The following is a 26,531-nucleotide window of genomic DNA, read 5'->3' on the forward strand; positions in this document are numbered from 1 at the left end:
CAAGTGATTGGTGGGGCTTTTTGTTCGTCCTGTTGCAGGCTTTTTGCTATAATGGAACTATGAATAACTTGATCAAATCAAAACTAGAGCTCCTACCGACCAGCCCTGGTTGTTACATTCACAAGGATAAAAATGGCACCATTATCTATGTAGGAAAGGCTAAAAATCTGCGTAACCGTGTGCGCTCCTATTTCCGTGGAAGTCACGATACCAAGACTGAGGCTCTGGTATCTGAAATTGTGGATTTTGAATTTATCGTCACTGAGTCCAATATTGAGGCACTTCTCCTAGAAATCAACCTGATCAAGGAAAATCAGCCCAAGTACAATATCATGCTCAAGGATGATAAGTCCTATCCTTTCATCAAAATCACCAATGAGCGTTATCCTCGCTTGATTATCACCCGTCAGGTTAAAAAGGACGGTGGTCTCTACTTTGGTCCCTATCCAGATGTAGGGGCAGCAAATGAAATCAAGCGACTGCTGGATCGGATTTTTCCTTTTCGCAAGTGTACTAATCCACCGTCTAAGGTCTGTTTTTACTACCATATCGGCCAGTGTATGGCCCATACTATCTGTAAAAAAGATGAGGCCTATTTCAAGTCCATGGCTCAGGAGGTTTCTGATTTCCTAAAAGGACAGGATGACAAAATCATCGATGACCTCAAGGGCAAGATGGCAAAGGCAGCTCAAAGTATGGAGTTTGAACGTGCAGCGGAATACCGTGACCTGATTCAGGCCATTGGAACGCTTCGGACCAAGCAACGAGTTATGGCCAAGGATCTTCAAAATCGGGATGTCTTTGGTTACTATGTGGATAAGGGCTGGATGTGTGTCCAGGTTTTCTTTGTCCGTCAGGGAAAACTCATCGAGCGGGATGTCAATCTTTTCCCTTATTACAACGATCCGGATGAGGACTTCTTGACCTATGTGGGACAATTCTATCAAGAAAAATCTCACCTGGTTCCCAATGAAGTATTGATTCCGCAGGATATCGATGAAGAAGCAGTCAAGGCCTTGGTGGATACCAAGATTCTCAAACCCCAACGTGGGGAGAAAAAACAACTGGTCAATCTAGCCATAAAAAATGCTCGTGTTAGTCTGGAGCAGAAGTTCAATCTGCTAGAAAAATCAGTCGAAAAGACCCAAGGGGCTATTGAAAATCTGGGACGCTTGCTCCAAATCCCGACCCCAGTACGTATCGAATCCTTCGATAACTCCAATATCATGGGAACCAGTCCTGTTTCAGCTATGGTGGTCTTTGTCAATGGTAAACCGAGTAAGAAGGATTACCGTAAGTACAAGATAAAAACGGTTGTGGGTCCAGACGACTATGCCAGCATGCGAGAGGTCATTCGCAGACGTTATGGTCGAGTTCAACGAGACGGTTTGACTCCTCCTGATTTGATTGTCATTGATGGGGGACAAGGGCAAGTCAATATCGCAAAGCAGGTCATCCAAGAGGAGCTGGGTTTGGATATTCCAATTGCAGGTCTGCAAAAGAATGACAAGCACCAAACCCATGAACTGCTCTTTGGAGATCCGCTGGAAGTGGTGGAGTTGTCACGAAACTCTCAGGAATTTTTCCTCCTCCAACGCATCCAAGATGAGGTCCACCGCTTTGCTATCACTTTCCACCGGCAACTGCGCTCCAAAAATTCCTTTTCTTCACAGCTGGATGGAATTGAAGGGCTAGGACCTAAACGCAAGCAAAATCTTATGAAGCATTTCAAGTCTCTCACTAAAATCAAGGAAGCCAGTGTGGATGAAATTGTCGAAGTTGGTGTGCCAAGAGCAGTCGCAGAAGATGTGAAAAGAAAGTTGAACCCTCAGGAAGAAGTGGAATTGGCTCAAGTAGCGGAAGAGAGAGTAGATTACCAAACGGAAGGAAATTATCATGAACCATAAAATCGCAATTTTATCAGATATTCATGGAAATGTGACTGCCTTAGAAGCAGTGATTGCAGATGCTAAAGCACAAGGAGTCAGTGAATACTGGCTCATGGGAGACATTTTCCTCCCTGGTCCAGGTGCAAATGACTTGGTCGCTCTGTTAAAGGAACTTCCTATCACTGCAAGTGTTCGAGGCAATTGGGATGATTGTGTCTTAGAGGCTTTAGATGGGCAATATAGCTTAGAAGACCCACAGGAAGTCCAGCTCTTGCGTATGACGCAGTATTTGATGGAGCGAATGGATCCTGCAACGATTGACTGGCTACGAAGCTTACCTATGCTAGAAAAGAGAGAAGTTGACGGTCTGCGTTTTTCTCTTTCTCATAATTTGCCAAATAAGAACTATGGTGGTGACTTGCTAGTTGAGAATGATACAGAGAAATTTGACCAACTCCTAGATGATGAAGTTGATGTGGCAGTCTATGGTCATGTTCACAAGCAGTTGCTTCGTTATGGCAGTCAAGGGCAACAAATCATCAATCCAGGGTCGATTGGCATGCCCTATTTTAATTGGGAGGCGTTAAAAAATCACCGTGCTCAGTATGCTGTGATAGAAGTGGAAGATGGAGAATTGGTAAACATTCTATTCCGAAAAGTTACTTATGACTATGAAGCAGAGTTAGAATTGGCCAAGTCTAAGGACCTTCCCTTTATCGAAATGTATGAAGAACTACGCCGAGATGACAACTATCGGGGGCACAATCTGGAACTCTTAGCTAGTTTAATTGAAAAGCATGGGTATGTAGAGGATGTGAGGGATTATTTTGATTTTTTGTAAAAGTTGCTTTAACTAACAAATACTAAATAAAACGATTGGCTAAGCCAATCGTTTTATTTACTTGAGGCTGATAACCTTATCCAAGTTTTGATTTTTTAATCCCTTGTGTGAATGAAATGGCTAACTTCTATATATTTATATTTATTCGAAATAAATGAATAATAATTAGACGGATAGAATTTACGTTATAGTTCGAAATAGAGATACGCTATTGATATATGAAGGAAAGAAACGAATCTAAGTTTTTATAATTTTACAGAAAATGTTTGACAATAAAATTATTTTATTTTAAAATGGAATTAATTATAAAATATTAAGGAGAAAGTCATGAAAAAAATTCTTACTTCTAGCTTATTACTTTTATCAGTTGTAACTTTAGCAGCCTGTTCTGGAAATAATTCTAGTAACTCAGCTACCAAAGAATCAACTGCTAAAGAAACGTCCTCTTCAAAAAATGAAACTTCGAAATCTGAGACTTCAAAATCTGAAACTTCAAATAACGAAGCTTCAAAGAAAGATTCTTCAAAAACATCTGATTTTACTCTTTTGACTGATGAAGAAATTGATAAAGCTAAAACAATTGGAGATATGAAGACTCTCTATGGTAAGTTGATTGATAGTTATAAGAAATATGTAAAAGAAGTTGAAGATAAAATCCCAGCAGATCAAAAAGAAAGCTATAAGGATCAAGTTGAACCAGCTCTTGAAGCGATGGAATCTTCAAGAACTGCTTTTAACGAAGGACTTTCAAGTGCTGGTTCTGATGACACGGCTATGCCAGAAGAAGCACGCACTCCGTTTCTTCAACAGTTGAAAACTGCACGTGATTCGTTAAAACAAGCTCTCAAAGGAGCTAGCAGTTTTGTTACTGAATAATGACATAAAATAGGCAGACGAAGATTCGTCTGCTTTTTTGAAAGCCATTATTCCTCGTAGAAGATAGATAAGAAAAATAAAGTGGTAATACCGCATTGTGGCTTCTCCATTTTAATAATCTCCGTGAGGAGAAACCAACAAATACTAAATAAAGCGATTGGCTGATTCAATCGCTTTTAATAACTCTTATTGTAACTGAGATTGATCTGGAAGATAAGAACCACCTAGATAGGTGTTGCTGAGTTTTTCGAGAGTTCCATCTTGATAGAGTTCTTTGAGAACTTTATCGAACTGTTCTTTGAACTCTTTTTGGTCGCTCGAGAAAATAATATAGTTGTTATGATTGTCAGCAGAAGGTAGAACGACAACAGATAAATCTAAGCTACGATCTTTGATAATCTTTTAAACAGAAACTTTGTCAAAAACAAGGTAATTAAATTCACAATTAGCAAGGTCAAGGATTCGTTTGCCAATATCCTTCCCAGAAAATTGGATAGTTGCAGTGTTATCTGAGTGTTTCTGATTCCAGTTAGTAATAAATTGGGCATTGGAAGTTCCTGTATCCTCTTGGGTTGTTTTGCCAGCAATTTGGTCAAGAGAAGTCAAAGGATTTTTCTTGTTGCTAACGAGGACGAGGGGGTTGTTTGAAATAGGAAGTGAGTAGAGGTATTTTTCAGCAAGCTCTTTTGTGTAACTCAAGTTATTGGCTGCTGCCTGATAGTGACCAGAATCAAGTCCTGGAAAGATGCTTTCCCAGGCAGTTCTTTGGAATTGAATCTCATAATCACTCAGTTTTTATCAACTGCTTTTAAAACTTCGATATCGAAGCCTGTCAGATTGCCATTTTCTTCGTGGTCAAAGGGAGATACATCCCCAGCTGTAGCAACGACTATTGTCTTTGGAGTTGCTGTTTCTTTTGTTGTTGCTCGGTTCCCGCAGGCAACCAAAAATGGGAGGATGAGTAGTAAAAGGCCAATTTTTTCATAATATCTCCGTTCAAATGAAAATTACTTATCAGTCTATCAAAAACTGTTTTATTGAACCAATGTATATTTTTATGCCTAAGAAAGATAAAAAATCTTAATCATGAAAAAACTCTGCGAGCTCTTTCAAAATATGGTAGAATGGATGCAGTAGAATTAGAAAAGGAAATCGATTATGAAATTTCTTGAATTAAATAAAAAACGTCATGCGACTAAGCATTTTACTGATAAACCGGTAGATTCCAAAGATGTGCGTACGGCTATCGAAATCGCAACCTTGGCCCCAAGTGCCCACAACAGCCAGCCATGGAAGTTTGTGGTTGTTCGTGAAAAAAATGCTGAACTGGCAAAATTGGCATATGGTTCGAACTTTGAGCAGGTATCATCAGCGCCTGTAACCATTGCCTTGTTTACAGACACAGATTTGGCAAAACGTGCTCGTAAGATTGCCCGTGTTGGTGGTGCTAATAACTTTTCTGAAGAACAACTTCAATATTTTATGAAGAATCTGCCTGCTGAATTTGCGCGTTACAGTGAGCAACAGATCAGCGACTACCTAGCCCTCAATGCAGGTTTGGTTGCTATGAACTTGGTTTTGGCTCTTACAGACCAAGGAATTGGTTCTAATATTATTCTTGGATTTGATAAGTCAAAAGCCAACGAAGTTTTGGACATTGAAGACCGTTTCCGCCCAGAACTTTTGATCACAGTGGGTTACACAGATGAGAAGTTAGAACCAAGCTACCGCTTGCCAGTAGATGAAATTATCGAGAAGAGATAGGAAGAAAAAATGACAGTTATTGATTTTACAGCAGAAGTAGAAAAACGCAAAGAAGACCTCTTGGCTGACTTGTTTAGCCTTTTGGAAATCAACTCAGAACGTGATGACAGCAAGGCGAATGCTGATCATCCATTTGGACCTGGTCCAGTAAAAGCCTTGGAAAAATTCCTTGAAATCGCAGCCCGCGATGGCTACCCAACTAAAAATGTCGATAACTATGCAGGACATTTTGAGTTTGGTGATGGAGAAGAAGTTCTCGGAATCTTTGCCCATATGGACGTGGTACCAGCTGGTAGCGGTTGGGATACAGACCCTTATACACCAACTATCAAAGACGGTCGCCTCTACGCGCGTGGTGCTTCTGATGACAAGGGACCTACAACAGCTTGTTACTATGGCTTGAAAATCATCAAAGAATTGGGCCTTCCAACTTCTAAGAAAGTTCGCTTTATCGTGGGAACAGACGAAGAATCTGGCTGGGCAGACATGGACTACTACTTTGAACATGTAGGACTTGCGAAACCAGACTTTGGTTTCTCACCTGACGCTGAATTCCCTATCATAAATGGTGAAAAAGGAAACATCACAGAATACCTTCACTTTGCAGGTGAAAATACTGGTTCAGCTCGTCTTCACAGTTTCACAGGTGGATTACGTGAAAACATGGTACCTGAGTCAGCAACTGCAGTTGTTTCAGGGGATTTAGCTGACTTGCAAGCTAAGCTAGACGCCTTCGTTGCAGAACACCAGCTCAGAGGAGAAATTCAAGAAGAGAACGGTCGGTACAAGGTGACTGTAATTGGTAAATCAGCTCATGGTGCTATGCCTGCATCAGGTGTCAATGGTGCGACCTACCTTGCCCTTTTCCTCAGTCAGTTTGACTTTGCAGGACCTGCAAAAGACTACCTTGACATTGCTGGTAAGATTCTTTTGAATGACCACGAAGGTAAAAACTTGAAAGTAGCTCATGTGGATGAAAAGATGGGTGCCCTTTCTATGAATGCCGGTGTCTTTCGCTTTGATGAAACAAGTGCTGACAATACGATTGCTCTTAACTTCCGTTATCCAAAAGGAACAAGTCCAGAGCATATCAAGTCAATCCTTGAAAACTTGCCAGTTGCTTCTGTTAGCCTTTCTGAACACGGACACACCCCTCACTATGTACCGATGGAAGATCCACTTGTGCAAACCTTGTTGAATGTTTATGAAAAACAAACTGGTCTTAAAGGTCACGAGCAAGTCATCGGTGGTGGTACCTTTGGTCGTTTACTGGAACGTGGAGTTGCCTACGGTGCCATGTTCCCAGACTCAATCGATACCATGCACCAAGCCAACGAATTTATCGCCTTGGACGATCTCTTCCGAGCAGCAGCAATCTATGCTGAAGCTATTTATGAACTGATCAAATAAAATGATAGAAGTCTGAGATTGTATGCTTGGACTTCTTTTTGGAGGGAAAACAGATGTCTCAAATTGAAAGAATCAAGCAAGCCATTATGGCGGATCCGCAAAATACCAGCTATACAGAACGCGGAATCGAACCTCTCTTTGCGGCGCCAAAAACTGCCCTCATCAATATTGTCGGTCAGGCTCCTGGGCTTAAAACGCAAGAAGCTGGGATTTATTGGAAGGATAAGAGTGGCGATCGCTTGCGGGACTGGCTAGGTGTGGATGAGGACACCTTTTACAATTCAGGTTATTTTGCAGTTCTGCCCATGGATTTCTACTTTCCGGGGCATGGCAAGTCAGGCGACCTTCCACCTCGTACAGGTTTTGCAGAAAAATGGCATCCGCAACTCTTGCAAGAATTGCCCGATATTCAATTAACTCTCTTGATTGGGCAATATGCCCAAGCCTATTATTTACATGAGAAAGTTAGTGGCAAGGTAACAGAGCGGGTGAAACACTACAAAGACTATCTACCAGAATTTTTCCCTCTGGTGCACCCGTCACCACGAAATCAAATCTGGATGGCTAAGAATCCTTGGTTTGAGTCAGAAGTGGTGCCAGAGTTGAAAAAAAGAATTAAAGCTATTTTAGGAGAAAAAGAATGAAAGAAATAGCCTTCGATGCATTTTACCAGCTTTATCAAAATGAGCAACTTTCTTTAGTGGACGTGAGAGAAGTAGAAGAGTTCGAGACGCTTCATTTAGAAGGTGCTCAGAACCTACCACTTAGTCAATTGGCTGATACTTATGATCAGTTGGACAAGGACCTCTTGCATTATGTCATTTGTAAATCAGGAATGCGTTCAGCGCGTGCTTGTCAGTTTCTAGCTGAACAGGGTTATGACGTTATCAATGTCCAAGGTGGAATGACGGCCTTTGAAAATCTTTAAAGCTATATAGCGTTAGATCCTAATCTTCCCTTGCTCGGTTCCAACTGAGTGAGGGATTTTGTTTTTAGATAATTCTTATTTTTAAAAATATTGAAAACATTCAATGATTAATTTTGGATACTTTTTTCAGAGTCTTAATCATGGTATACTAGGTCAGTATTTTAGAAATATGAAGGAGATTATTATGGCTAAAAAAGGTGCCCTAACAGGCTTGCTCCTGTTTGGAATATTTTTTGGTGCGGGAAACTTGATTTTTCCGCCTTCTCTAGGTGCTTTATCTGGAGAACAGTTTCTTCCTGCCATCGCAGGTTTTGTCTTTTCAGGTGTCGGTATTGCTGTCCTAACGCTCATCATCGGAACGCTAAACCCGAAAGGATACATTCACGAGATTTCTAAGAAAATCTCACCTTGGTTTGCGACGCTTTATCTTGCAGTCCTTTATCTATCGATTGGCCCTTTCTTTGCCATTCCGCGTACAGCAACAACAGCTTACGAAGTTGGGATTAGTCCCCTCTTATCCGAAGCAAACAAAGGTCTAGGATTGATTGTCTTTACCGTACTGTATTTTGCAGCAGCCTATCTGATTTCGCTCAATCCTTCAAAGATTTTGGACCGAATCGGACGTATCTTGACCCCAGTCTTTGCTTTGTTGATCGTTATCTTGGTTGTACTAGGTGCCTTCAAATATGGTGGAACAAGTCCTCAAGTAGCTTCAGCGGCCTATCAATCTTCTGCTTTCGGGACAGGATTCCTAGAAGGTTATAATACCTTGGATGCCCTTGCTTCAGTTGCCTTCAGTGTGATTGCAGTTCAAACCTTGAAACAACTTGGATTCTCCAGTAAGAAAGAATACATTTCAACTATTTGGGTGGTTGGTATCGTTGTAGCTCTTGCCTTTAGCGCTCTTTACATTGGTTTAGGTTTCCTTGGAAATCATTTCCCAGTGCCAGCTGAAGTGATGAAGGGTGGAACACCAGGTGTCTATATCTTGTCGCAAGCGACTCAGGAAATCTTTGGTTCGACAGCTCAACTCTTCCTTGCTGTTATGGTAACAGTAACCTGCTTCACAACAACGGTTGGCTTGATTGTGTCTACAGCGGAGTTCTTTAACGGTCGTTTTCCACAAATCAGCTACAAGGTCTATGCAACTGCCTTTACCTTGATTGGATTTGCTATTGCAAACCTCGGTTTGGATGCAATTATCAAGTACTCAGTTCCAGTGCTGGTAATCTTGTACCCAATCACCATCGCCATTGTGATGATCGTGATTGTTAATAAGTTTGTCGCCCTATCAAAACCAGGCATGCAGTTAACCATTGGGCTTGTTACAGCTATTGCTCTTGCAAGCGTCCTTGGAAGTTCCTTTAAGATTGAGTTTCTAGAAAATCTGATTAATGCCCTTCCGTTTGCGTCAGCCTCTCTTCCATGGCTAGTGCCAGCTATTATCGGAATCTTGCTTTCATTGGTTCTACCAAACAAACAAGAGAGTGATGTTTTTGAGATGGAATAAAAAAAATTCTTGGTCATCGACCAAGAATTTTTTGTATGAGCACGACTCATTAGTTGGTTTGTTCAGTATAACCAGCTTCTTTAAGCTTTTTTTTCGAAGCAGCAAAGCTTACACGGTTTCCAATACCATAATATTCATTCGGCATTGCTTTTTTCAGTTCGTCAAGACTTGCGACAGACATGTCAACCTCGATGTTTTGGATAACTTTTTCGTCTTGAATTTCAACTTTTTGTGTAACCCCTTTGACCCCTTCATAACCTTTATTAGTATCGTCAACAATTTGCTTAATACCTTCCGCGGTATTATTAAGTTTCTCAGGGTCAAATACATTATGAGCAGTTTGTTTTACAACATCATCCCCCTTTACAGTATAAGTCAAGGTAGAATGAATTCCAGGTTTGCTATTGTGGACAAATGTGTGGGTTTCTGTCTCATCTTTCTTTTCAGATGATTGTTCTGTGCTCTGCTTGGTTTCGCTTGACTGAGTTGTTTTATCTTCTTTGGTACTGCTGCTAGAAGGTGTTGATGCTTGTTTGGAACATCCGAGTAGGAGAACAAGTGAAGCCACTAGGGCTAGTGATACTTTAAAGTATGATTTCATATTTTTCACTTTCCTTTCATAATCAAAGTATTTTGTATTATAACATGATTCTACTACAAAATCAACTAGACCTCCCTACTCATCTGACTTGACATGACAACGAATAGAAATTAGTCTAACGATTAAAGTTTTGTCTCGATCTATTTCAAAAAACTTTTATCGTATGGATTGAAAAGTGGGAAGTTTTAAATGCACTTTGGGAGAATCTATTGAACTCATCGCTTAGGGATGTAATAAAATACCCCAAGAGTCAGAGTTGTGTCTAACTTTTGGGGTGGACCTACACTAGTCTATATGAAATTTTGGGAGATTAGTTCGTCTTTTCTGTGAATCCCATTTTTTCCAGTGCTTTTTTAGAGTTTGAGAAACTGACACGATTGCCGATACCAGAATATTCTTCAGGAAGTGCTTTTCTAAGTTCGCTAATGCTTGCAACTGAGAAATCAACTTCTAGATCTTGAACAACTTTTCCATCTTTGATTTCAATCGTTTGTTTAACACCTTTGAGTCCATTATAACCTTTGTACTTTTCTTCAATAAAACTCTTGACATCTTCTGGAGTTGCACCAAGGATTTCAGGATCAGCAATGTTATTAGCTGATTGCTTGATAACATTGTCCCCCTCTACAGTATAAACCAAGGTAGAAGTGATTCCAGAATTATTTTTGTTTACAAAGGTATGTGTTTTAGTTGTTTCTTTCTTTTCAGATGATTGTTCAGTGCTTTGTTTGCTCTCACTTGACTGAGTTGTTGTGTCTTCTTTGGTACTGCTGTTGGTAGGTGTTGATGCTTGTTTGGAACATCCGAGCAGGAGAACAAGTGAAGCCACAAGGGCTAGTGATACTTTAAAGTATGATTTCATATTTTTTACTTTCCTTTCATAATCAAAGTATTTGTATTATAACATGGATCTATAGTGAAAGCAACTAAACACAGTTTTTCTCCTTTTGAGAAGGAGTCTGACTAGAAAAATGTTATAATGGTAGGAAAGAGGTGAAGAAATGAATCAGACTATAAACTATATCAAAGAACTAACTGCTATTGCATCTCCGACGGGTTTTACTCGTGAGATTTCAGACTATCTAGTCCATACTATAGAGAAACTTGGTTACCAGCCGGTTCGTACAGCCAAGGGTGGTGTCAATGTTACTATTAAAGGTCAAAATGATGACCAACAGCGCTATGTGACTGCCCATGTGGATACGCTGGGTGCTATTGTCCGTGCTGTCAAATCAGATGGCCGTCTCAAATTGGATCGTATCGGTGGTTTTCCTTGGAACATGATTGAAGGAGAAAACTGTACGGTTCATGTGGCTAGCACAGGTAAAAAGGTATCTGGAACCATCCTCATCCACCAGACTTCTTGCCATGTCTACAAAGATGCAGGAACTGCTGAACGCACTCAGGACAATATGGAAGTGCGTTTGGATGCAAAAGTGACCAATGAAAAGGAAACCCGCGCCTTGGGCATCGAGGTCGGTGATTTTATCAGTTTCGATCCGCGAACTGTCGTGACAGAGACTGGTTTTATCAAGTCTCGCCACTTGGATGACAAGGTCAGCGCAGCAATTTTGCTCAATCTTCTTCGTGTTTATAAGGAAGAGGGAATTGAGTTGCCAGTAACAACTCATTTTGCTTTTTCAGTCTTCGAAGAGGTGGGCCACGGTGCTAATTCCAATATTCCAACTCAAGTGGTGGAATATCTAGCTGTCGATATGGGGGCAATGGGAGATGACCAGCAGACGGATGAATATACAGTATCTATCTGTGTCAAGGACGCTTCAGGTCCCTATCACTATGACTTTCGTCAACACTTGGTAGCTTTGGCAAAGGAGCAAGATATTCCATTTAAGCTCGACATCTATCCATTTTACGGTTCGGATGCTTCGGCAGCTATGTCAGCAGGAGCCGAGGTCAAACATGCCCTCCTTGGAGCTGGTATTGAATCCAGTCACTCTTACGAACGAACACACATTGATTCGGTCATGGCGACTGAACGTATGGTAGACGCCTATCTCAAGAGTGCATTGGTAGACTAATATGTGCTTGATTTGTCAAAGAATTGAATGGATCAAGGCAGGGGAAAATCCCTACTTTGTAAAAGAACTAGAAACAGGCTATGTCGTTATTGGAGACCATCAATACTTTAAGGGCTATACCTTATTTCTAGCAAAGGAGCATGTCACAGAACTCCACCATATGGAGACTTCTGTAAAACTTCGTTTTCTAGAGGAAATGAGTTTGGTCCAAGAAGCAGTCGCCAAAGCGTTTAAAGCTGAAAAGATGAACATCGAACTGTTAGGAAATGGAGATGCCCACGCCCACTGGCACCTCTTTCCAAGACGATCAGGTGATATGAGGGGGCATGGATTGAATGGTCGTGGTCCGGTCTGGTGGGTGCCCTGGGAAGAAATGGCGGCAGAAGATTGCCAAGTGAAATCCCATGAATTGGAACAAATGATTAAAGCCTTATCCGATGAATTAGAGAAGCACGTGGTCTAAGAGAGGAAGTAAAAAATGAAAAAAAGATATATCGTTTTATCTGGTTTGCTAGCAGTAACCCTAGCAGCATGTTCTCAAGAACAACCTAAAAATGAAGAAAATACTCAAAAAACGGAACAAACTAGTCAACCTGAAGGAACTGTAGGAAGCAAATCCCAAGCCTCTAGTCAGAAGAAGGCAGAAGTTGTCAATAAGGGAGACTACTATAGTATTCAAGGGAAGTACGATGAAATCGTCATAGCTAATAAGCACTATCCTTTGTCAAAAGACTATAATCCAGGAGAAAATCCAACAGCTAAAGCAGAGTTGCTGAAGCTCATTTCAGCAATGCAAGCAGCTGGCTACCCAATCAGCGATCACTACAGTGGTTTTAGAAGTTATGAAACTCAAACCAAACTTTATCAAGACTATGTGAATCAAGATGGTAAGGAAGCTGCTGATCGCTACTCAGCTCGCCCAGGTTATAGTGAACACCAAACAGGTCTTGCATTTGACCTTATTGGGACAGATGGAGATTTAGTTACTGAAGAAAAGGCGGCCCAGTGGCTCTTGGATCATGCGGCTGACTATGGCTTTGTTGTTCGCTATCTCAAAGGCAAGGAAAAAGAGACTGGCTACATGGCGGAAGAATGGCATCTTCGCTACGTCGGAAAAGAAGCCAAAGAAATTGCTGCAAGTGGTCTTAGTTTGGAAGAGTACTATGGCTTTGAAGGCGGAGATTACGTTGATTAAAAAAGTAATTTTTCTCTTGCATTTTTAGATAAATAGTGTATAATAAAAAGGTATGTGTAAAGCATACTTGTGGGAGGTAAAAATCTTTAATTACCGCCAAAACCACAAAGGAGGATTTAAAAATGGCTAAAAAAGTCGAAAAACTTGTAAAATTGCAAATCCCTGCTGGTAAAGCTACACCAGCTCCACCAGTTGGACCTGCTCTTGGTCAAGCTGGTATCAACATCATGGGATTCACAAAAGAGTTCAACGCTCGTACAGCTGACCAAGCTGGTATGATTATTCCAGTTGTTATCTCAGTATACGAAGACAAATCATTTACTTTCGTTACAAAAACACCACCAGCTGCTGTTCTTTTGAAAAAAGCTGCAGGTGTTGAAAAAGGATCAGGTACACCTAACAAAACTAAAGTTGCTACAGTTACTCGTGCACAAGTACAAGAAATTGCAGAAACTAAGATGCCAGATTTGAACGCAGCAAACATTGAGTCTGCAATGCGTATGATCGAAGGTACTGCTCGTTCTATGGGATTCACTGTTGTTGACTAATCAATAACACCCCCAATATAACCCGCAAGACTTCATCATTTCGAGAAGTGACGTGGGAGATGAAAATCGATTGAACCACTTACAAGGAGAATAGAAAATGGCTAAAAAAAGCAAACAACTTCGTGCTGCTCTTGAAAAAATCGACAGCACAAAAGCATACAGTGTAGAAGAAGCTGTAGCACTTGCAAAAGAAACTAACTTTGCAAAATTTGACGCAACTGTAGAAGTTGCTTACAACTTGAACATCGACGTTAAAAAAGCTGACCAACAAATCCGTGGCGCAATGGTATTGCCAAACGGTACTGGTAAAACTTCACGCGTTCTTGTTTTCGCACGTGGTGCAAAAGCTGAAGAAGCAAAAGCTGCTGGTGCAGACTTTGTTGGTGAAGATGACCTTGTTGCAAAAATCAACGATGGTTGGTTGGACTTCGACGTAGTTATCGCTACACCTGACATGATGGCTCTTGTTGGACGTCTTGGACGTGTCCTTGGACCACGTAACTTGATGCCAAACCCTAAAACTGGTACTGTAACAATGGATGTTGCTAAAGCAGTTGAAGAGTCTAAAGGTGGTAAAATCACTTACCGTGCTGACCGTGCAGGTAACGTTCAAGCAATCATCGGTAAAGTATCATTTGAAGCTGAAAAATTGGTTGAAAACTTTAAAGCTTTCAACGAAACAATCCAAAAAGCAAAACCAGCTACAGCTAAAGGAACTTACGTAACAAACTTGACAATCACAACTACTCAAGGTGTTGGTATCAAGGTTGACGTAAACTCACTTTAATTAACAGATTTTTAAAAACGAGTACGAATGTGCTCGTTTTTTTGATGATAAGTTCATTCCATGGGAAATAAGTTCATTAATAGCCTGATGGGGCAATAGAATAGTGCTTTTCCTCTTCTTCTTTCACAGAAAATGTGGTATAATAGAGAGTAAAAAACTTTGAAAGAAAGAAAAAGATGAATTTAAAAGATTATATCGCAACGATTGAAAATTATCCTAAGGAAGGTATCACCTTCCGTGATATCAGCCCATTGATGGCAAATGGAAATGCTTATAGCTATGCTGTTCGTGAAATCGTTCAGTATGCAACTGACAAGAAAATCGACATGATCGTGGGCCCAGAGGCTCGAGGATTTATTGTTGGCTGCCCAGTTGCTTTTGAGTTGGGAATTGGCTTTGCTCCTGTTCGTAAACCAGGGAAATTACCACGTGAAGTCATTTCTGCTGACTATGAGAAAGAGTACGGTATTGATACCTTGACCATGCATGCTGATGCGATCAAGCCAGGCCAACGTGTTCTCATCGTAGATGATCTTTTGGCAACAGGTGGAACTGTCAAGGCAACCATTGAGATGATTGAAAGACTTGGTGGAGTTGTAGCCGGTTGTGCTTTCTTGATTGAGTTGGATGAGCTTAAAGGTCGTGAAAAAATCGGAGATTACGATTACAAGGTACTTATGCATTATTAATGAAGAACAGTCCTTGGGGCTGTTTTCTCTTCTTTTGCTATATAAATTAACTATAGCTAGTTAGAGAAAAACTATAATTGAAAACTATATCTTCATACAGTATAATAAAGGGAAGAAGTATTTGGAGGTTTTTACTTTCAAACAGACTACATCATTCCCGAAATAGAGAACTGTTAGGAGGGTATTATGCCGATTCGAATTGATAAAAAATTACCAGCTGTGGAGATTTTAAGGACAGAAAATATCTTTGTTATGGACGACCAACGGGCTGCTCATCAGGATATTCGCCCCTTGAAGATTTTGATTTTAAATCTCATGCCTCAAAAAATGGTAACAGAAACGCAACTCTTACGGCATTTGGCTAATACCCCTTTGCAATTAGATATTGATTTCTTATATATGGAAACACATCGTTCCAAGACAACCCGGGCTGAACATATGGAAACCTTCTATAAGACCTTTCCAGAGGTCAAGGATGACTTTTTTGATGGAATGATTATCACAGGAGCACCAGTGGAGCATTTGCCTTTTGAGGAGGTAGATTACTGGGAGGAATTCAAGCAGGTCATCGAATGGTCCAAGACGCATGTTTTTTCAACTCTCCATATCTGTTGGGGAGCTCAAGCAGGTCTATATGTTCGCTATGGCGTTGAAAAGCACCAGATGGATCGGAAACTATCAGGAATTTATCCACAGGACACCTTGAAAGAAGGGCACCTTCTTTTTAGAGGTTTTGATGATCGCTATGTAGCTCCTCATTCTCGTCATACTGAGATTTTAAAAGAAGAAATCTTAAACAAGACCAATCTGGAGATTCTGTCAGAAGGTCCTGAGGTTGGGGTTTCTATCCTAGCTAGTCGAGATTTGCGTGAGATTTATAGTTTTGGTCATTTGGAGTACGATCGTGACACTTTGGCAAGAGAGTATTTTCGTGATTATGAGGCGGGACTCAACCCTCATATCCCAGAGAACTACTTTAAAAATGATGATGTAAATGAGACTCCCTGTCTCTGTTGGTCTTCATCAGCTGCCCTCTTTTTCAGCAATTGGGTAAACTATGCAGTTTATCAAGAAACCCCTTTTGACTGGAGAAAGGTAGAGGATGATGCGGCTGCATTTGGATATCTATAAGAGGAATTATGACATATTTTGACGCTTTTAAATCAGGGAACTTGGTTTTGCCAAGTGCCCTGCTCTTGCATTTTAAGGAACTCTTTCCTTCCAGCGAAGATTTTCTGGTCTGGCAATTTTTCTATTTACAAAATACCACAGCCTTAGGAGATGTTTCACCTAGTCAGATTGCTGAAATCATTGGGAAAGAGGTGGCAGATGTCAACCAATCCATTTCGAATTTGACAGAAAATGGTTTGCTACAATATCGGACCATTGAACTTAATGGGGAAATTGAGCTGATTTTTGATGCTAGTTTGGCTTTTGAACGCTTGGATAGCTTGCTAGACAGCCAAACTCCAGCTACAACTGCCCCAAATCCGCAGAATCAGTTGAAGGACCTGGTTGAGACTTTTCAGCAGGAATTAGGACGCTTATTAACACCATTTGAAATCGAGGATCTTTCTAAGACTGTCAAAGAAGATGGAGTTAAGGCGGATTTGATCAAGGAAGCTCTCCGAGAGGCCGTTCTCAATGGCAAGCCAAACTGGAAATATATTCAGGCCATCCTACGAAACTGGCGCCATGAGGGCATTCAATCTGTTGCCCAAGTAGAGGCCAAACGAGCAGAGCGAGAAGCCAACAATCCCAAACAAGTTCAGGCTTCGGCTGATTTCCTTGATGCAATGAATTTGTGGCAAGATTAGTCGCTTGAAAAATCTTGAAAATTAGAGTAAGGTTTGCAAGCTCTTTATAAATATGATAGAATAATAGTGAATAAAATGAAAAAAGAGGTATGTGAAATGTCACGTAAACCATTTATCGCTGGTAACTGGAAAATGAACAAAAATCCAGAAGAAGCAAAAGCATTCGTTGAAGCCGTTGCCTCAAAACTTCCTTCATCAGACCTTGTTGAAGCAGGTATCGCAGCTCCTGCAGTTGATTTGACAGCTGTTCTTGCTGCTGCTAAAGGTTCAAACCTTAAAGTTGCTGCTCAAAACTGCTACTTTGAAAATGCAGGTGCTTTCACTGGTGAAACTAGCCCACAAGTTTTGAATGAAATCGGTACTGACTACGTTGTTATCGGTCACTCAGAGCGTCGTGACTACTTCCATGAAACTGACGAAGATATCAATAAAAAAGCAAAAGCAATCTTTGCAAACGGTATGCTTCCAATCATCTGTTGTGGTGAATCACTTGAAACTTACGAAGCTGGTAAAGCTGCTGAATTCGTAGGTGCCCAAGTATCTTCTGCTTTGGCTGGATTGACTGCTGAACAAGTTGCTGCATCCGTTATCGCTTATGAGCCAATCTGGGCTATCGGTACTGGTAAATCAGCTTCACAAGACGACGCACAAAAAATGTGTAAAGTTGTTCGTGATGTTGTAGCTGCTGACTTCGGTCAAGAAGTTGCGGACAAAGTTCGTGTTCAATACGGTGGTTCAGTTAAACCTGAAAATGTTGCAGAATACATGGCTTGTCCAGATGTGGACGGAGCTCTTGTTGGTGGAGCATCACTTGAAGCTGAAAGCTTCTTGGCATTGCTTGACTTTGTAAAATAATCTAGGTTATTCCAGACAGTCTGCTAAGACTGTCTTTTTTTAAAGACTGTATATTTTTCTTAAATTATCAGTCAATTACAACTTTTTTAATATGGGTTAATTTTCTTGCTTTTGTCTACTAGGTGTAGTATACTGAGGTAGTAATCAATAAATATGGTTACAAAAAGAATATTATGAGGTGAAAAAAATGGTTGAATTGAAAAAAGATGCATTAAAAGACGTAACAACATTATCTAAAACAGCGCCAGTAGCATTGGCAAAAACAAAGGAAGTATTGAACCAAGCAGTAGCAGACTTGTACGTAGCGCATATCGCTCTTCATCAAGTACACTGGTACATGCGTGGACGTGGTTTTATGGTATGGCATCCTAAGATGGATGAATACATGGATAGCCTTGATGGTTACCTTGATGAAATCAGCGAACGCTTGATCACTCTTGGTGGCAAACCATACTCTACTTTGACAGAATTCCTTCAACACAGTGAAATCGAAGAAGAAGAAGGAGAATTCCGTAACGTTGAAGAAAGCTTGGAACGTGTTCTAGCTATTTATCGCTACCTCATCACTCTTTTCCAAAAAGCTTTGGATGTAACTGACGAAGAAGGCGATGATGTTACAAACGATATCTTTGTTGGGGCTAAGGCTGAACTTGAGAAAACAGTTTGGATGCTTGCAGCAGAACTTGGACAAGCTCCTGGTTTGTAAAATATAGTTGCTACCCCTTTTATCATGAGGTGCCTGATAAGTGCCCATGACCAATCATCTTTTAAAAGTCATGTAACTGTAAAAAGTTGCATGATTTTTTTGTCTGCTGGACTTAGGACACATTGTCAAAAGTAGGATTTTACGGTATAATAGTTGCTGTTCAATAACATATGAATTTTAAAGAATAATTGTTAGTTTAAGGAGGACTTATGAACAACTTACCAAATTGCCCAAAATGTAATTCAGAATATGTCTACGAAGACGGAAGCCTCTTGGTCTGCCCAGAGTGTGCCTATGAATGGAATCCTGCTGAAGTTGCAGAAGTAGAAGAAGGTGTTGTTGCTATCGATGCCAATGGAAATAAATTGGCTGACGGTGATACTGTGACCCTTATCAAGGACTTGAAAGTAAAAGGTGCGCCAAAGGATTTGAAACAAGGAACTCGTGTTAAAAATATCCGTATCGTAGAAGGTGACCACAACATCGACTGTAAGATTGATGGTTTTGGAGCTATGAAACTCAAGTCAGAATTTGTTAAGAAAATCTAGCCATGAAACTGAATTATAAATTTATTTTTTATAGTCGTGTGCTCTTGTTCTTAGCAGCATTTACAGGAGTTTATTTGGAGATTACCAAGCACGGTGGTTTTGGTATGCTCCTTTACTACACAGTGTTGTCCAATCTTTTGGTAACGATTTTCACGGGCTATCTGCTCCGTGTGATGAGCCGTTCAGGTGAAAATTGGCAAAGTCCGACCTTGCTTCGTCTCAAGGGTGGTGTTACCATGAGTATCATGATTACCTGTGTGATTTACCATTTTATGCTTGCTCCGATTGCGACAGACTTTTACCGAGTGGAAAATTTCCTTTGCCACTATATCGTTCCACTCTGGTTTTTAGCCGACACCCTCTTCTTTGATAAACGGGGTCAATACAAGATCTGGGATCCAGTCTTGTGGACCATCTTGCCCTTGGTTTATATGATTTTTGCCTTGTTTAACGGCTTGGTCTTAAAGCTCAATATTCCGAATTCCAAGGACAATCCCTTCCCATATTTCTTTTTAAATGTGAACAAGGGTTGGGACGTGGTTATCAAATGGTGTTTGATCATTTTTGCGGCCTATATGGTTGCAGGCTTCATCTTCTATCTGATCAAGCAAATCAAGCGAAAATAGTCTTCCTATTAGGAAAGTTAGGACGGAGTCTCTAGTTCAATCGGGCTCCTTCTTTTCTTGCCATCTTCCTTTTAAAAGGATCAACAGTGAGAAATATACAGAAAGAAAATTCATGAAACAATATTTAGAACGGGCTAGTATTTTGGCCCTCTCCCTCGTTTTGATTACCTCCTTCTCCATCTCAAGTGCTCTGCCAGCCATGTTTGACTACTATCAAGGCTATCCCAAGGAACAAATCGAGCTCCTGGTCAGTCTTCCTTCTTTTGGAATTATGATTATGCTGGTTTTAAATGGGTTTTTGGAGCGGTTATTTCCTGAGCGTCTTCAGATTAGTCTGGGACTTCTCATCCTCTCTATCGGTGGAACAGCTCCTTTCTGGTATCAGGAGTACAACTTTGTCTTTGCGATGCGGATTTTATTTGGCTTGGGTGTTGGGATGATCAATGCCAAGGCCATTTCCATCATTAGCGAACGCTATCATGGAAAGACACGGATCCAGATGTTGGGTCTTCGTGGATCAGCAGAAGTTGTCGGGGCATCGATTTTGACTCTAGTGGTCGGTCAACTCTTATCCTTGGGATGGACAGTGACCTTCTTGGCCTACAGTGCGGGATTTTTAGTATTGATCCTTTATCTGCTCTTTGTCCCTTATGGGAAAGAAAAGAAAGAAACAAAGAAAAAAGAGGCCGAAACGACTCGTTTGACAGGACAGATGAAAGGTTTGATTTTTCTATTGGCTGTCGAAGCAGCAGTTGTTGTCTGCACCAATACAGCCATCACCATTCGTATTCCTAGTCTGATGGTGGAAAGAGGTCTCGGGGATGCCCAGTTATCGAGCTTGGTCTTAAGTATTATGCAGTTGATTGGTATCTTGGCAGGTGTGAGTTTTTCTTTCTTTATCTCTCTATTTAAAGAAAGATTGCTCCTTTGGTCAGGTATCACCTTTGGATTGGGGCAGATTGTGATTGCCTTGTCTCCGTCATTGGGTGTGATGGTAGTTGGAAGTGTTGTGGCAGGTTTTTCTTACAGTGTGGCCTTGACCACTGTCTTTCAGCTTCTTTCTGAAAGAATCCCAGCCAAGCTCCTTAATCAGGCAACATCTTTTGCAGTGCTAGGATGTAGCTTTGGAGCCTTCACGACACCTTTCATTCTTGGAGCGATTGGTTTGGTGACTCAAAACGGTATGTTGGTCTTCACCATTTTAGGATGTTGGTTGATTGTCACTTCTATCTTTGTTATGTACGCACTTCAAAAGAGAGCTTAGGATTGGTTTCCTAAGTTTTTCTTTCTGGGAATTTTGTACCCAGACAATTATTGGTTTTTAAACTTGTTTACACTTTTATTTCCTGATAAAATAGAAGTTATGACAAGATATAAAGCAACTATTTCTTATGATGGTTATGCCTTTGCTGGTTTTCAGCGCCAGCCTCATGCGCGGAGCGTTCAAGAGGAAATCGAAAAAACCTTAACGAGACTCAATAAGGGGCGAGCCATCACTGTTCATGGTTCTGGTAGGACGGATAGTGGGGTCCATGCTCTGGGACAGGTTATTCATTTTGATCTGCCCTATCAGATGGATGAGGAAAAACTCCGTTTTGCTCTGGATACCCAGTCTCCAGAAGATATCGATGTGATTTCGATTGAGCTTGTGGCGGATGATTTTCATTGCCGTTATGCAAAACATAGCAAGACCTATGAGTTTATAGTAGATAGGGGGCGTCCTAAGAATCCGATGCGTCGTCACTATGCCACTCACTTTCCTTATCCGCTCGATGTGGAGCGGATGCAGGAGGCTGTCAAGAAATTAGAAGGAACCCATGATTTTACCGGTTTTACAGCATCTGGGACTAGTGTAGAGGATAAGGTTCGAACCATTACAGAAGCCAGCCTTAGTGTTGATGAGACAGGCCAATTTTTGACCTTTACCTTTTCAGGAAATGGTTTCTTGTATAAGCAGATTCGCAATATGGTGGGGACGCTGCTCAAAATCGGAAATAATCGGATGCCAGTTGAGCAGATTGACCTCATCTTAGAGAAGAAGGACAGGCAACTTGCTGGTCCCACTGCGGCACCAAATGGCTTGTATTTAAAGGAGATTCGTTATGAAGAATAATCGTATTTTAGCCCTTTCTGGGAATGATATTTTTAGTGGTGGTGGTTTGTCAGCTGATTTGGCTACCTATACTTTGAACGGCTTGCATGGCTTTGTAGCTGTCACTTGTTTGACGGCCTTGACCGAAAAGGGCTTTGAAGTCTTCCCTACGGATGATACTATTTTCCAACATGAGTTGAATAGCTTACGTGATGTCGAGTTTGCAGGGATTAAGATTGGTCTTCTCCCTACTGTCAGTGTGGCTGAGAAGGCCTTGGACTTTATCAAGCAACGTCCAGGAGTGCCTGTGGTATTGGACCCCGTTTTGGTCTGCAAGGAAACGCACGACGTGGCTGTTAGTGAGCTCTGCCAAGAGTTGATTCGTTTTTTCCCTCATGTCAGTGTGATTACGCCAAATCTTCCTGAAGCAGAATTATTGGCTGGTCAGGAAATTAAAACATTGGAAGACATGAAAGCTGTAGCGCAGAAATTGCATGATTTAGGAGCGCCAGCAGTCATTATCAAGGGAGGTAATCGCCTCAGTCATGACAAGGCAGTGGATGTCTTTTATGATGGACAAACTTTCACTGTTCTAGAAAACCCAGTCATTCAAGGCCAAAATGCTGGTGCAGGATGTACCTTTGCCTCAAGCATTGCCAGTCACTTGGTTAAAGGTGATGAACTTTTACCAGCAGTAGAGAGCTCGAAAGCTTTCGTTTACCGTGCTATTGCACAAGCAGATCAATATGGAGTAAGACAATATGAAGCAAACCAAAACAACTAAAATCGCCCTTGTATCCCTCTTAACCGCCCTTTCTGTGGTTCTAGGTTATTACTTGAAAATTGGAACGGCAACAGGAATATTGACTCTCTTGGATGCAGGTATTTTCTTTACTGCCTTTTACTTTGGCAGTAAAGAAGGGGCCGTCGTTGGAGGACTAGCAGCTTTTCTGCTTGACCTTTTATCAGGCTTTCCACAGTGGATGTTCTTTAGCTTGGTAAACCATGGCTTGCAAGGTTATTTTGCAGGTTTTAAAGGGAAATGGCAATGGTTGGGCTTAGTCTTAGCTACTATCGTCATGGTAAGTGGCTACGCTCTGGGCTCAACTCTAATGAATGGCTGGTCAGCAGCCTTGCCAGAAATCCTTCCAAACTTCCTACAAAATACCTTGGGAATGGTTGTGGGATTTGTAGTCTTTCAGAGTGTCAAGAAGATAAAATAAAAAAGTCAGCTTCAATAGCTGACTTTTTGCTTGTCTATATTTAATCAAAATAAAGCAAATCTTTGCTGGTGCTTGTAAAGAGGTCAAAGCCATCCTTGGTAACAACACCACAGTCTTCGATACGAACGCCGACTTTACCAGGGATATAGATACCTGGTTCAACAGAGAAGCACATGCCTTCTTCGATGACCATGTCATTTCCTTCCATGATAGAAGGGAATTCGTGGACATCCATACCGATACCGTGACCGAGCCGGTGGTTGAAGTATTCACCATAACCAGCTTTTTCGATGACCTCACGGGCAGCGCGGTCAACTTCATGGGCAGTTACACCAGGTTTGATAAAGTCAAGGGCAGCTTGTTGGGCTTCAAGGGTCAAGTTGTAGATATCTTTTTTGAATTGGTCTGGTTTGCCAACAGCCACTGTACGAGTCATATCTGATGCGTAGCCATTGACCATAACACCTAGGTCAAAGAGGAGAAGAGCATCCTTTTCAACTTTGTTTGCACCAGGAATTCCGTGCGGATTTGCAGCGTTATCGCCAGTCAAGACCATGGTATCAAAGCTCATTTCATAGCCTTCACGTTTCATGGCAAAGTCGATTTGGGCGATGATATCTGTCTCAGTCTTATCAAGAGAAATATTGTCAAAACCAACCTTAACAGCCTTATCAGCATAGAGACCTGCAACCATCATTTTTTGCACTTCGTCAGCTGATTTGATGAGGCGCATGCGTTGGATGCGAGGAGTGAGGTTTTCAAACTCAGCAGTCTCAAAGACTGTTTTCAAACCATGGTATTTGGTTAAGATGAGATTGTCAAACTCGACAGCAACACGTTTGAAGTCTAACTGTGGCAAGGCATTTTGGATTTTCTTCCAAGGGTTTTCAGAGTCCACATAGCCCACAACTGGGAAGGAAACGGTGCTACTTGCACGCTCCACTTCAAGGGCTGGGACAAAGAGGAGAGGTTCCTGATCTGCTAGAACAAAGAGGAACATTTGGCGTTCATGGGGATCACTGTAAAAGCCAGTGAGGTAATTAATAGTGACGGGGTCAGATACGACAGCGACGTCTAGTTTTTCTGATTCAAGATATGTTAGGATTTGTTGTAATTTAGACATATGCTACCTTCTTTCTACCCCTCTATTTTGGCAAAAAAAGAGAGAAAATGCAAGGGAGAAGGGTAAAAGAACAGGCAAAAAGAACTCCGACAAGATAGGGGAGTTCTTTGATATAATTTTCCTTAGTTTAAGAAAAGTCAGCCTTGCTTTTCACGTCGCTGTATTCTTCAGCGATTTCTTGACTGAGGATGTCCTCATAGGCAGGGAGTTGGATATCCTGACCGTATTTCTTCTTGAGAGCAGTAGTGACGAGGCGATAAGCCAGATTGGCATTACGAGAGAGGATAGGTCCGTGGAAGTAGGAACCAAAGACATTCTTATAATGAACCCCTTCGCCGACCTTTTCTTCGTTGTTTCCATTTCCATAGACAACCTGACCCAGCGGTTTTTGGTCATCAGAGAGGAAGGTACGACCTTGGTGATTTTCAAATCCATAGTAGGTTTCATCGAAATCTTCATTGTGAATCTTGATGTCACCGATAAAGCGATTATTGGTCTGGTTGAGGGTATAGTGGCCCATGACACCGAGCCCTTCGATACGTTTGCCTGAAGCTTCAACATAATATTGCCCCAATAGTTGGAAACCACCGCAGATAGCGAGAACCACACCGTCATTTTGGATGTAGTTGTCAATGCTCTCTTTTTTAGCAGGAAGGTCGCCTGCGATGATGCTTTGTTCAAAGTCTTGACCACCGCCGAAAAAGGCAATATCATAGTGATTTTCATCAAAATCATCATGGAGAGAAACGATGTCAACCGTCACATGTGCCCCCAGTTTTTCAGCCACATACTTGAGCATGAGGATGTTTCCATTGTCCCCGTAGGTATTCATGAGGTTTCCATAGAGGTGGGCAATGTTGAGCTGATAAGGGTAATTGCCAGCTTTTGAGGAAAGTGAAGTATAAACCATTAGTTCATCTCCTTTCTAACAATCTGACGACTAGCCAGCAGTTCGCGGAATTCAAGCATAGCAGTATAGGTAGCTAGAATATAAGCATGCTTGCAGACTTGGTTCTCAATGGTTTTGAGAACTTGCTCCAGATTGCTTGTCTCAGTGATTTTATCAGCTGGGTAGCCTGTCACCCGTAGACGGCGAGCGATTTCAGAATGACGAACACCACCAGCGTTGATTTCAGGAATGTCCATGTCAGTGACTTGTTCAAAGTCAGCATCCCAAATCCAGCTAGTATCAATCCCATCAGCATAGTTGGCATTAAGGAGAACAGATAAACTAAATGGATAAGGAGCTAGTTTGATCATCTCGATAGCTTGGGTAGCGCCAACAGGATTTTTAATCAAGACGAGGGTACATTCTTTATCACCGATATGGAAGGTCTCCTGGCGCCCGAATACAGCGCGGCTCTTGTCAAATCCTTGCTTGATCCGTTGCGAATCTGCGCCAAGGAAACGGGCGATGGCAACTGCAGCTAGCGCATTGTAGATGTTGTAAAGTCCACCGATTTGGATACCGTATTCTTGTCCGTCAATGACAAAACGAGAGCGATTGTTGGTTAATTCAACCAGTTCTGTCAAACGATAGTCTAGATCAGGTCGTTTGCAGCCACAATTTTCACAGATATAGGCACCCAAGTTGGCATAGGTATTGTGCTCATATTTGAGAATGCCTTGACAGTCAGGACAGAGGATTCCTTCGGTATTGTAGTGAGCTAGTTTGGCTGGTCCTTTTTCCAAGTCAAAACCAAAATACTCTACAGGATTTGGAATAGCTGGCTTGTAGAAAAGTGGACTGTCACCATTGAGGAGAACAGTAGCCGTAGGCACCTTACGAATGGCATCCAAAATCATGTTATAAGTTGTGTAAATTTCACCGTAGCGGTCCATCTGATCACGGAAAATATTAGTAATCACAAAAAGGCTTGGATGGATGTAGTCACAGATACGAGATAGACTGGCCTCGTCAATTTCTAGAACGGCAATGTTTTTCCCAGTTTTAGAGGATTTGGCCGTCAAGAAGGTTGTCGTTATCCCTGTGATCATATTGGCGCCACTAGGATTGGTCAGAACCTGACCATAAACTTCTTTTAAAATGCCGACAGTGAGGGCAGTTGTCAGGGTTTTTCCGTTGGTTCCAGTGACCACGACAATCTCGTAGTTCTTAGCTAGATTTTGTAAAATATCTTTATCAAATTGAAGGGCGAGTTTTCCTGGGAGCGTGCTTCCACGGCCAAGACGGCTCAAAATGAAGTGAGAAGAACGCCCAGCTAGGAGGCCCAAAGTAGTTTTTAATTTCATGTTTCTATTATATCATAAAAGAGGGAAAAGACAGATTTGATACTCAATGAAAATCAAAGAGCAAACTAGGAAGCTAGCCGCAGGTTGCTCAAAGTACTGCTTTGAGGTTGTAGATAGAACTGACGAAGTCAGTAACATATATACGGCAAGGTGAAGCTGACGTAGTTTGAATTTGACTTTCGAAGAGTATGAGATTTCGCAGAAACAAAAA

General features: G+C 41.4%; 29 protein-coding genes and 1 pseudogene. 24 read left to right on the plus strand and 6 right to left on the minus strand.

What is annotated here, in order from left to right; translation table 11 throughout:
* Positions 1–59 precede the first annotated feature (59 nt).
* The 3 genes from uvrC to M1F63_RS02710 all read left to right on the plus strand — a co-directional run bounded on the left by uvrC (position 60) and on the right by M1F63_RS02710 (position 3,606).
* Positions 60–1,907, plus strand: a complete 1,848-nt coding sequence (uvrC, locus tag M1F63_RS02700; RefSeq protein WP_125457552.1) for an excinuclease ABC subunit UvrC — start codon at positions 60–62, stop codon at positions 1,905–1,907.
* Positions 1,897–2,730 (plus strand): metallophosphoesterase family protein, encoded by an 834-nt coding sequence (locus M1F63_RS02705; RefSeq protein WP_247940658.1) that lies wholly within the window; start codon positions 1,897–1,899, stop codon positions 2,728–2,730. Before uvrC ends, M1F63_RS02705 begins: the two co-directional genes overlap by 11 nt.
* A 327-nt stretch (positions 2,731–3,057) precedes the next feature.
* Entirely contained in the window at positions 3,058–3,606 is a 549-nt protein-coding gene (locus tag M1F63_RS02710) for a hypothetical protein (RefSeq protein ID WP_000722941.1), read from the plus strand.
* 186 nt (positions 3,607–3,792) lie between these two features.
* On the opposite strand, the pseudogene M1F63_RS02715 reads toward M1F63_RS02710, so the two are convergent.
* Positions 3,793–4,583, minus strand: a pseudogene (locus M1F63_RS02715) (amino acid ABC transporter substrate-binding protein).
* Positions 4,584–4,764: 181 nt separating this feature from the next.
* Here M1F63_RS02715 and M1F63_RS02720 point away from each other — a divergent pair.
* From M1F63_RS02720 to brnQ, 5 genes are all read left to right on the plus strand, one after another.
* On the plus strand, positions 4,765–5,370 hold the full coding sequence (locus M1F63_RS02720; protein WP_247940659.1) for a nitroreductase family protein: 606 nt from the start codon (positions 4,765–4,767) through the stop codon (positions 5,368–5,370).
* 9 nt (positions 5,371–5,379) lie between these two features.
* Positions 5,380–6,780: a dipeptidase PepV gene (pepV, locus tag M1F63_RS02725; protein WP_247940660.1), complete on the plus strand. Its 1,401-nt coding sequence runs from the start codon at positions 5,380–5,382 to the stop codon at positions 6,778–6,780.
* Between the two features lie 53 nt (positions 6,781–6,833).
* Entirely contained in the window at positions 6,834–7,424 is a 591-nt protein-coding gene (locus tag M1F63_RS02730; protein WP_247940661.1) for a uracil-DNA glycosylase family protein, read from the plus strand.
* Positions 7,421–7,708 (plus strand): rhodanese-like domain-containing protein, encoded by a 288-nt coding sequence (locus M1F63_RS02735; protein WP_000658236.1) that lies wholly within the window; start codon positions 7,421–7,423, stop codon positions 7,706–7,708. Before M1F63_RS02730 ends, M1F63_RS02735 begins: the two co-directional genes overlap by 4 nt.
* A gap of 184 nt (positions 7,709–7,892) precedes the next feature.
* The gene (brnQ, locus tag M1F63_RS02740; protein ID WP_247940662.1) at positions 7,893–9,218 is read left to right on the plus strand and encodes a branched-chain amino acid transport system II carrier protein; all 1,326 of its coding nucleotides are present in this window, start codon (positions 7,893–7,895) and stop codon (positions 9,216–9,218) included.
* Positions 9,219–9,267: 49 nt separating this feature from the next.
* Here brnQ and M1F63_RS02745 read toward each other — a convergent pair whose 3' ends face one another.
* Together M1F63_RS02745 and M1F63_RS02750 are read right to left on the minus strand one after the other, a co-directional pair.
* A complete protein-coding gene (locus M1F63_RS02745; protein WP_000844331.1) occupies positions 9,268–9,819 on the minus strand; it encodes a DUF1307 domain-containing protein in 552 nt (183 codons plus the stop codon).
* Positions 9,820–10,129: 310 nt separating this feature from the next.
* Positions 10,130–10,681, minus strand: coding sequence for a DUF1307 domain-containing protein (locus tag M1F63_RS02750; RefSeq protein WP_206284409.1), 552 nt, complete (start codon positions 10,679–10,681; stop codon positions 10,130–10,132).
* A 139-nt stretch (positions 10,682–10,820) separates the two neighbouring features.
* On the opposite strand from M1F63_RS02750, the gene M1F63_RS02755 reads away from it, so the two are divergent.
* From M1F63_RS02755 to M1F63_RS02830, 16 genes are all read left to right on the plus strand, one after another.
* Positions 10,821–11,858: a M42 family metallopeptidase gene (locus M1F63_RS02755; protein ID WP_247920356.1), complete on the plus strand. Its 1,038-nt coding sequence runs from the start codon at positions 10,821–10,823 to the stop codon at positions 11,856–11,858.
* A 1-nt stretch (position 11,859) separates the two neighbouring features.
* A complete protein-coding gene (locus M1F63_RS02760) occupies positions 11,860–12,321 on the plus strand; it encodes an HIT family protein (RefSeq protein WP_084872667.1) in 462 nt (153 codons plus the stop codon).
* A 15-nt stretch (positions 12,322–12,336) separates the two neighbouring features.
* Positions 12,337–13,053, plus strand: coding sequence for an LD-carboxypeptidase LdcB/DacB (gene ldcB, locus M1F63_RS02765; RefSeq protein WP_125384684.1), 717 nt, complete (start codon positions 12,337–12,339; stop codon positions 13,051–13,053).
* Between the two features lie 122 nt (positions 13,054–13,175).
* A complete protein-coding gene (rplK, locus tag M1F63_RS02770; RefSeq protein WP_001085808.1) occupies positions 13,176–13,601 on the plus strand; it encodes a 50S ribosomal protein L11 in 426 nt (141 codons plus the stop codon).
* Positions 13,602–13,698: 97 nt separating this feature from the next.
* Positions 13,699–14,388, plus strand: a complete 690-nt coding sequence (gene rplA, locus M1F63_RS02775) for a 50S ribosomal protein L1 (protein ID WP_001085675.1) — start codon at positions 13,699–13,701, stop codon at positions 14,386–14,388.
* Between the two features lie 176 nt (positions 14,389–14,564).
* Positions 14,565–15,077 carry an adenine phosphoribosyltransferase gene (locus M1F63_RS02780; RefSeq protein ID WP_247920357.1) on the plus strand — a complete coding sequence of 171 codons (513 nt, stop codon included), beginning with the start codon at positions 14,565–14,567 and terminating at the stop codon, positions 15,075–15,077.
* Positions 15,078–15,263: 186 nt separating this feature from the next.
* Positions 15,264–16,208 carry a homoserine O-acetyltransferase MetA gene (gene metA, locus M1F63_RS02785; protein ID WP_001122730.1) on the plus strand — a complete coding sequence of 315 codons (945 nt, stop codon included), beginning with the start codon at positions 15,264–15,266 and terminating at the stop codon, positions 16,206–16,208.
* A gap of 8 nt (positions 16,209–16,216) precedes the next feature.
* Positions 16,217–16,894 (plus strand): DnaD domain-containing protein, encoded by a 678-nt coding sequence (locus tag M1F63_RS02790; protein ID WP_049505240.1) that lies wholly within the window; start codon positions 16,217–16,219, stop codon positions 16,892–16,894.
* A gap of 96 nt (positions 16,895–16,990) precedes the next feature.
* Positions 16,991–17,749, plus strand: a complete 759-nt coding sequence (gene tpiA, locus M1F63_RS02795; RefSeq protein WP_247940663.1) for a triose-phosphate isomerase — start codon at positions 16,991–16,993, stop codon at positions 17,747–17,749.
* A 187-nt stretch (positions 17,750–17,936) separates the two neighbouring features.
* Positions 17,937–18,455 (plus strand): Dps family protein, encoded by a 519-nt coding sequence (locus M1F63_RS02800; protein ID WP_139689378.1) that lies wholly within the window; start codon positions 17,937–17,939, stop codon positions 18,453–18,455.
* A gap of 209 nt (positions 18,456–18,664) precedes the next feature.
* Positions 18,665–19,003, plus strand: a complete 339-nt coding sequence (locus tag M1F63_RS02805; RefSeq protein WP_001061600.1) for a zinc ribbon domain-containing protein YjdM — start codon at positions 18,665–18,667, stop codon at positions 19,001–19,003.
* Between the two features lie 2 nt (positions 19,004–19,005).
* The gene (locus M1F63_RS02810) at positions 19,006–19,629 is read left to right on the plus strand and encodes a Pr6Pr family membrane protein (RefSeq protein WP_000775204.1); all 624 of its coding nucleotides are present in this window, start codon (positions 19,006–19,008) and stop codon (positions 19,627–19,629) included.
* Between the two features lie 112 nt (positions 19,630–19,741).
* Complete coding sequence (locus tag M1F63_RS02815; RefSeq protein ID WP_045617502.1) at positions 19,742–20,893, plus strand: MFS transporter; 1,152 nt, start codon at positions 19,742–19,744, stop codon at positions 20,891–20,893.
* Between the two features lie 99 nt (positions 20,894–20,992).
* Positions 20,993–21,742, plus strand: coding sequence for a tRNA pseudouridine(38-40) synthase TruA (gene truA, locus M1F63_RS02820; protein WP_247940664.1), 750 nt, complete (start codon positions 20,993–20,995; stop codon positions 21,740–21,742).
* The gene (locus M1F63_RS02825; RefSeq protein WP_084860178.1) at positions 21,732–22,505 is read left to right on the plus strand and encodes a bifunctional hydroxymethylpyrimidine kinase/phosphomethylpyrimidine kinase; all 774 of its coding nucleotides are present in this window, start codon (positions 21,732–21,734) and stop codon (positions 22,503–22,505) included. Before truA ends, M1F63_RS02825 begins: the two co-directional genes overlap by 11 nt.
* Positions 22,483–22,944, plus strand: a complete 462-nt coding sequence (locus tag M1F63_RS02830; protein WP_084937417.1) for an ECF transporter S component — start codon at positions 22,483–22,485, stop codon at positions 22,942–22,944. The genes M1F63_RS02825 and M1F63_RS02830 overlap by 23 nt, the downstream gene beginning before the upstream one ends.
* A gap of 40 nt (positions 22,945–22,984) precedes the next feature.
* On the opposite strand, the gene M1F63_RS02835 is transcribed toward M1F63_RS02830, so the two are convergent.
* The 3 genes from M1F63_RS02835 to murT all read right to left on the minus strand — a co-directional run bounded on the left by M1F63_RS02835 (position 22,985) and on the right by murT (position 26,320).
* The gene (locus M1F63_RS02835) at positions 22,985–24,067 is read right to left on the minus strand and encodes a M24 family metallopeptidase (RefSeq protein ID WP_247940665.1); all 1,083 of its coding nucleotides are present in this window, start codon (positions 24,065–24,067) and stop codon (positions 22,985–22,987) included.
* 127 nt (positions 24,068–24,194) lie between these two features.
* Positions 24,195–24,977: a lipid II isoglutaminyl synthase subunit GatD gene (gene gatD / locus M1F63_RS02840; RefSeq protein ID WP_125413446.1), complete on the minus strand. Its 783-nt coding sequence runs from the start codon at positions 24,975–24,977 to the stop codon at positions 24,195–24,197.
* Complete coding sequence (gene murT, locus M1F63_RS02845) at positions 24,977–26,320, minus strand: lipid II isoglutaminyl synthase subunit MurT (RefSeq protein WP_247940666.1); 1,344 nt, start codon at positions 26,318–26,320, stop codon at positions 24,977–24,979. The genes gatD and murT overlap by 1 nt, the downstream gene beginning before the upstream one ends.
* Positions 26,321–26,531: the final 211 nt, after the last annotated feature.

Source organism: Streptococcus oralis, assembly GCF_023109155.1.
Classification (GTDB): Bacteria; Bacillota; Bacilli; order Lactobacillales; family Streptococcaceae; genus Streptococcus; species Streptococcus oralis_BZ.

What these genes read in the sequence shown, in the direction of transcription:
- M1F63_RS02750 (WP_206284409.1), bottom strand. Translation starts at nt 10,681, where the DNA reads ATGAAATCATACTTTAAAGTATCACTAGCCCTTGTGGCTTCACTTGTT.
- uvrC (WP_125457552.1), top strand. Translation starts at nt 60, where the DNA reads ATGAATAACTTGATCAAATCAAAACTAGAGCTCCTACCGACCAGCCCT.
- truA (WP_247940664.1), top strand. Translation starts at nt 20,993, where the DNA reads ATGACAAGATATAAAGCAACTATTTCTTATGATGGTTATGCCTTTGCT.
- M1F63_RS02800 (WP_139689378.1), top strand. Translation starts at nt 17,937, where the DNA reads ATGGTTGAATTGAAAAAAGATGCATTAAAAGACGTAACAACATTATCT.
- M1F63_RS02805 (WP_001061600.1), top strand. Translation starts at nt 18,665, where the DNA reads ATGAACAACTTACCAAATTGCCCAAAATGTAATTCAGAATATGTCTAC.
- M1F63_RS02745 (WP_000844331.1), bottom strand. Translation starts at nt 9,819, where the DNA reads ATGAAATCATACTTTAAAGTATCACTAGCCCTAGTGGCTTCACTTGTT.
- M1F63_RS02720 (WP_247940659.1), top strand. Translation starts at nt 4,765, where the DNA reads ATGAAATTTCTTGAATTAAATAAAAAACGTCATGCGACTAAGCATTTT.
- M1F63_RS02815 (WP_045617502.1), top strand. Translation starts at nt 19,742, where the DNA reads ATGAAACAATATTTAGAACGGGCTAGTATTTTGGCCCTCTCCCTCGTT.
- M1F63_RS02810 (WP_000775204.1), top strand. Translation starts at nt 19,006, where the DNA reads ATGAAACTGAATTATAAATTTATTTTTTATAGTCGTGTGCTCTTGTTC.
- rplK (WP_001085808.1), top strand. Translation starts at nt 13,176, where the DNA reads ATGGCTAAAAAAGTCGAAAAACTTGTAAAATTGCAAATCCCTGCTGGT.
- gatD (WP_125413446.1), bottom strand. Translation starts at nt 24,977, where the DNA reads ATGGTTTATACTTCACTTTCCTCAAAAGCTGGCAATTACCCTTATCAG.
- tpiA (WP_247940663.1), top strand. Translation starts at nt 16,991, where the DNA reads ATGTCACGTAAACCATTTATCGCTGGTAACTGGAAAATGAACAAAAAT.
- M1F63_RS02705 (WP_247940658.1), top strand. Translation starts at nt 1,897, where the DNA reads ATGAACCATAAAATCGCAATTTTATCAGATATTCATGGAAATGTGACT.
- M1F63_RS02710 (WP_000722941.1), top strand. Translation starts at nt 3,058, where the DNA reads ATGAAAAAAATTCTTACTTCTAGCTTATTACTTTTATCAGTTGTAACT.
- ldcB (WP_125384684.1), top strand. Translation starts at nt 12,337, where the DNA reads ATGAAAAAAAGATATATCGTTTTATCTGGTTTGCTAGCAGTAACCCTA.
- M1F63_RS02735 (WP_000658236.1), top strand. Translation starts at nt 7,421, where the DNA reads ATGAAAGAAATAGCCTTCGATGCATTTTACCAGCTTTATCAAAATGAG.
- rplA (WP_001085675.1), top strand. Translation starts at nt 13,699, where the DNA reads ATGGCTAAAAAAAGCAAACAACTTCGTGCTGCTCTTGAAAAAATCGAC.
- M1F63_RS02730 (WP_247940661.1), top strand. Translation starts at nt 6,834, where the DNA reads ATGTCTCAAATTGAAAGAATCAAGCAAGCCATTATGGCGGATCCGCAA.
- pepV (WP_247940660.1), top strand. Translation starts at nt 5,380, where the DNA reads ATGACAGTTATTGATTTTACAGCAGAAGTAGAAAAACGCAAAGAAGAC.
- M1F63_RS02760 (WP_084872667.1), top strand. Translation starts at nt 11,860, where the DNA reads ATGTGCTTGATTTGTCAAAGAATTGAATGGATCAAGGCAGGGGAAAAT.
- M1F63_RS02755 (WP_247920356.1), top strand. Translation starts at nt 10,821, where the DNA reads ATGAATCAGACTATAAACTATATCAAAGAACTAACTGCTATTGCATCT.
- M1F63_RS02835 (WP_247940665.1), bottom strand. Translation starts at nt 24,067, where the DNA reads ATGTCTAAATTACAACAAATCCTAACATATCTTGAATCAGAAAAACTA.
- M1F63_RS02830 (WP_084937417.1), top strand. Translation starts at nt 22,483, where the DNA reads ATGAAGCAAACCAAAACAACTAAAATCGCCCTTGTATCCCTCTTAACC.
- metA (WP_001122730.1), top strand. Translation starts at nt 15,264, where the DNA reads ATGCCGATTCGAATTGATAAAAAATTACCAGCTGTGGAGATTTTAAGG.
- murT (WP_247940666.1), bottom strand. Translation starts at nt 26,320, where the DNA reads ATGAAATTAAAAACTACTTTGGGCCTCCTAGCTGGGCGTTCTTCTCAC.
- M1F63_RS02790 (WP_049505240.1), top strand. Translation starts at nt 16,217, where the DNA reads ATGACATATTTTGACGCTTTTAAATCAGGGAACTTGGTTTTGCCAAGT.
- M1F63_RS02780 (WP_247920357.1), top strand. Translation starts at nt 14,565, where the DNA reads ATGAATTTAAAAGATTATATCGCAACGATTGAAAATTATCCTAAGGAA.
- M1F63_RS02825 (WP_084860178.1), top strand. Translation starts at nt 21,732, where the DNA reads ATGAAGAATAATCGTATTTTAGCCCTTTCTGGGAATGATATTTTTAGT.
- brnQ (WP_247940662.1), top strand. Translation starts at nt 7,893, where the DNA reads ATGGCTAAAAAAGGTGCCCTAACAGGCTTGCTCCTGTTTGGAATATTT.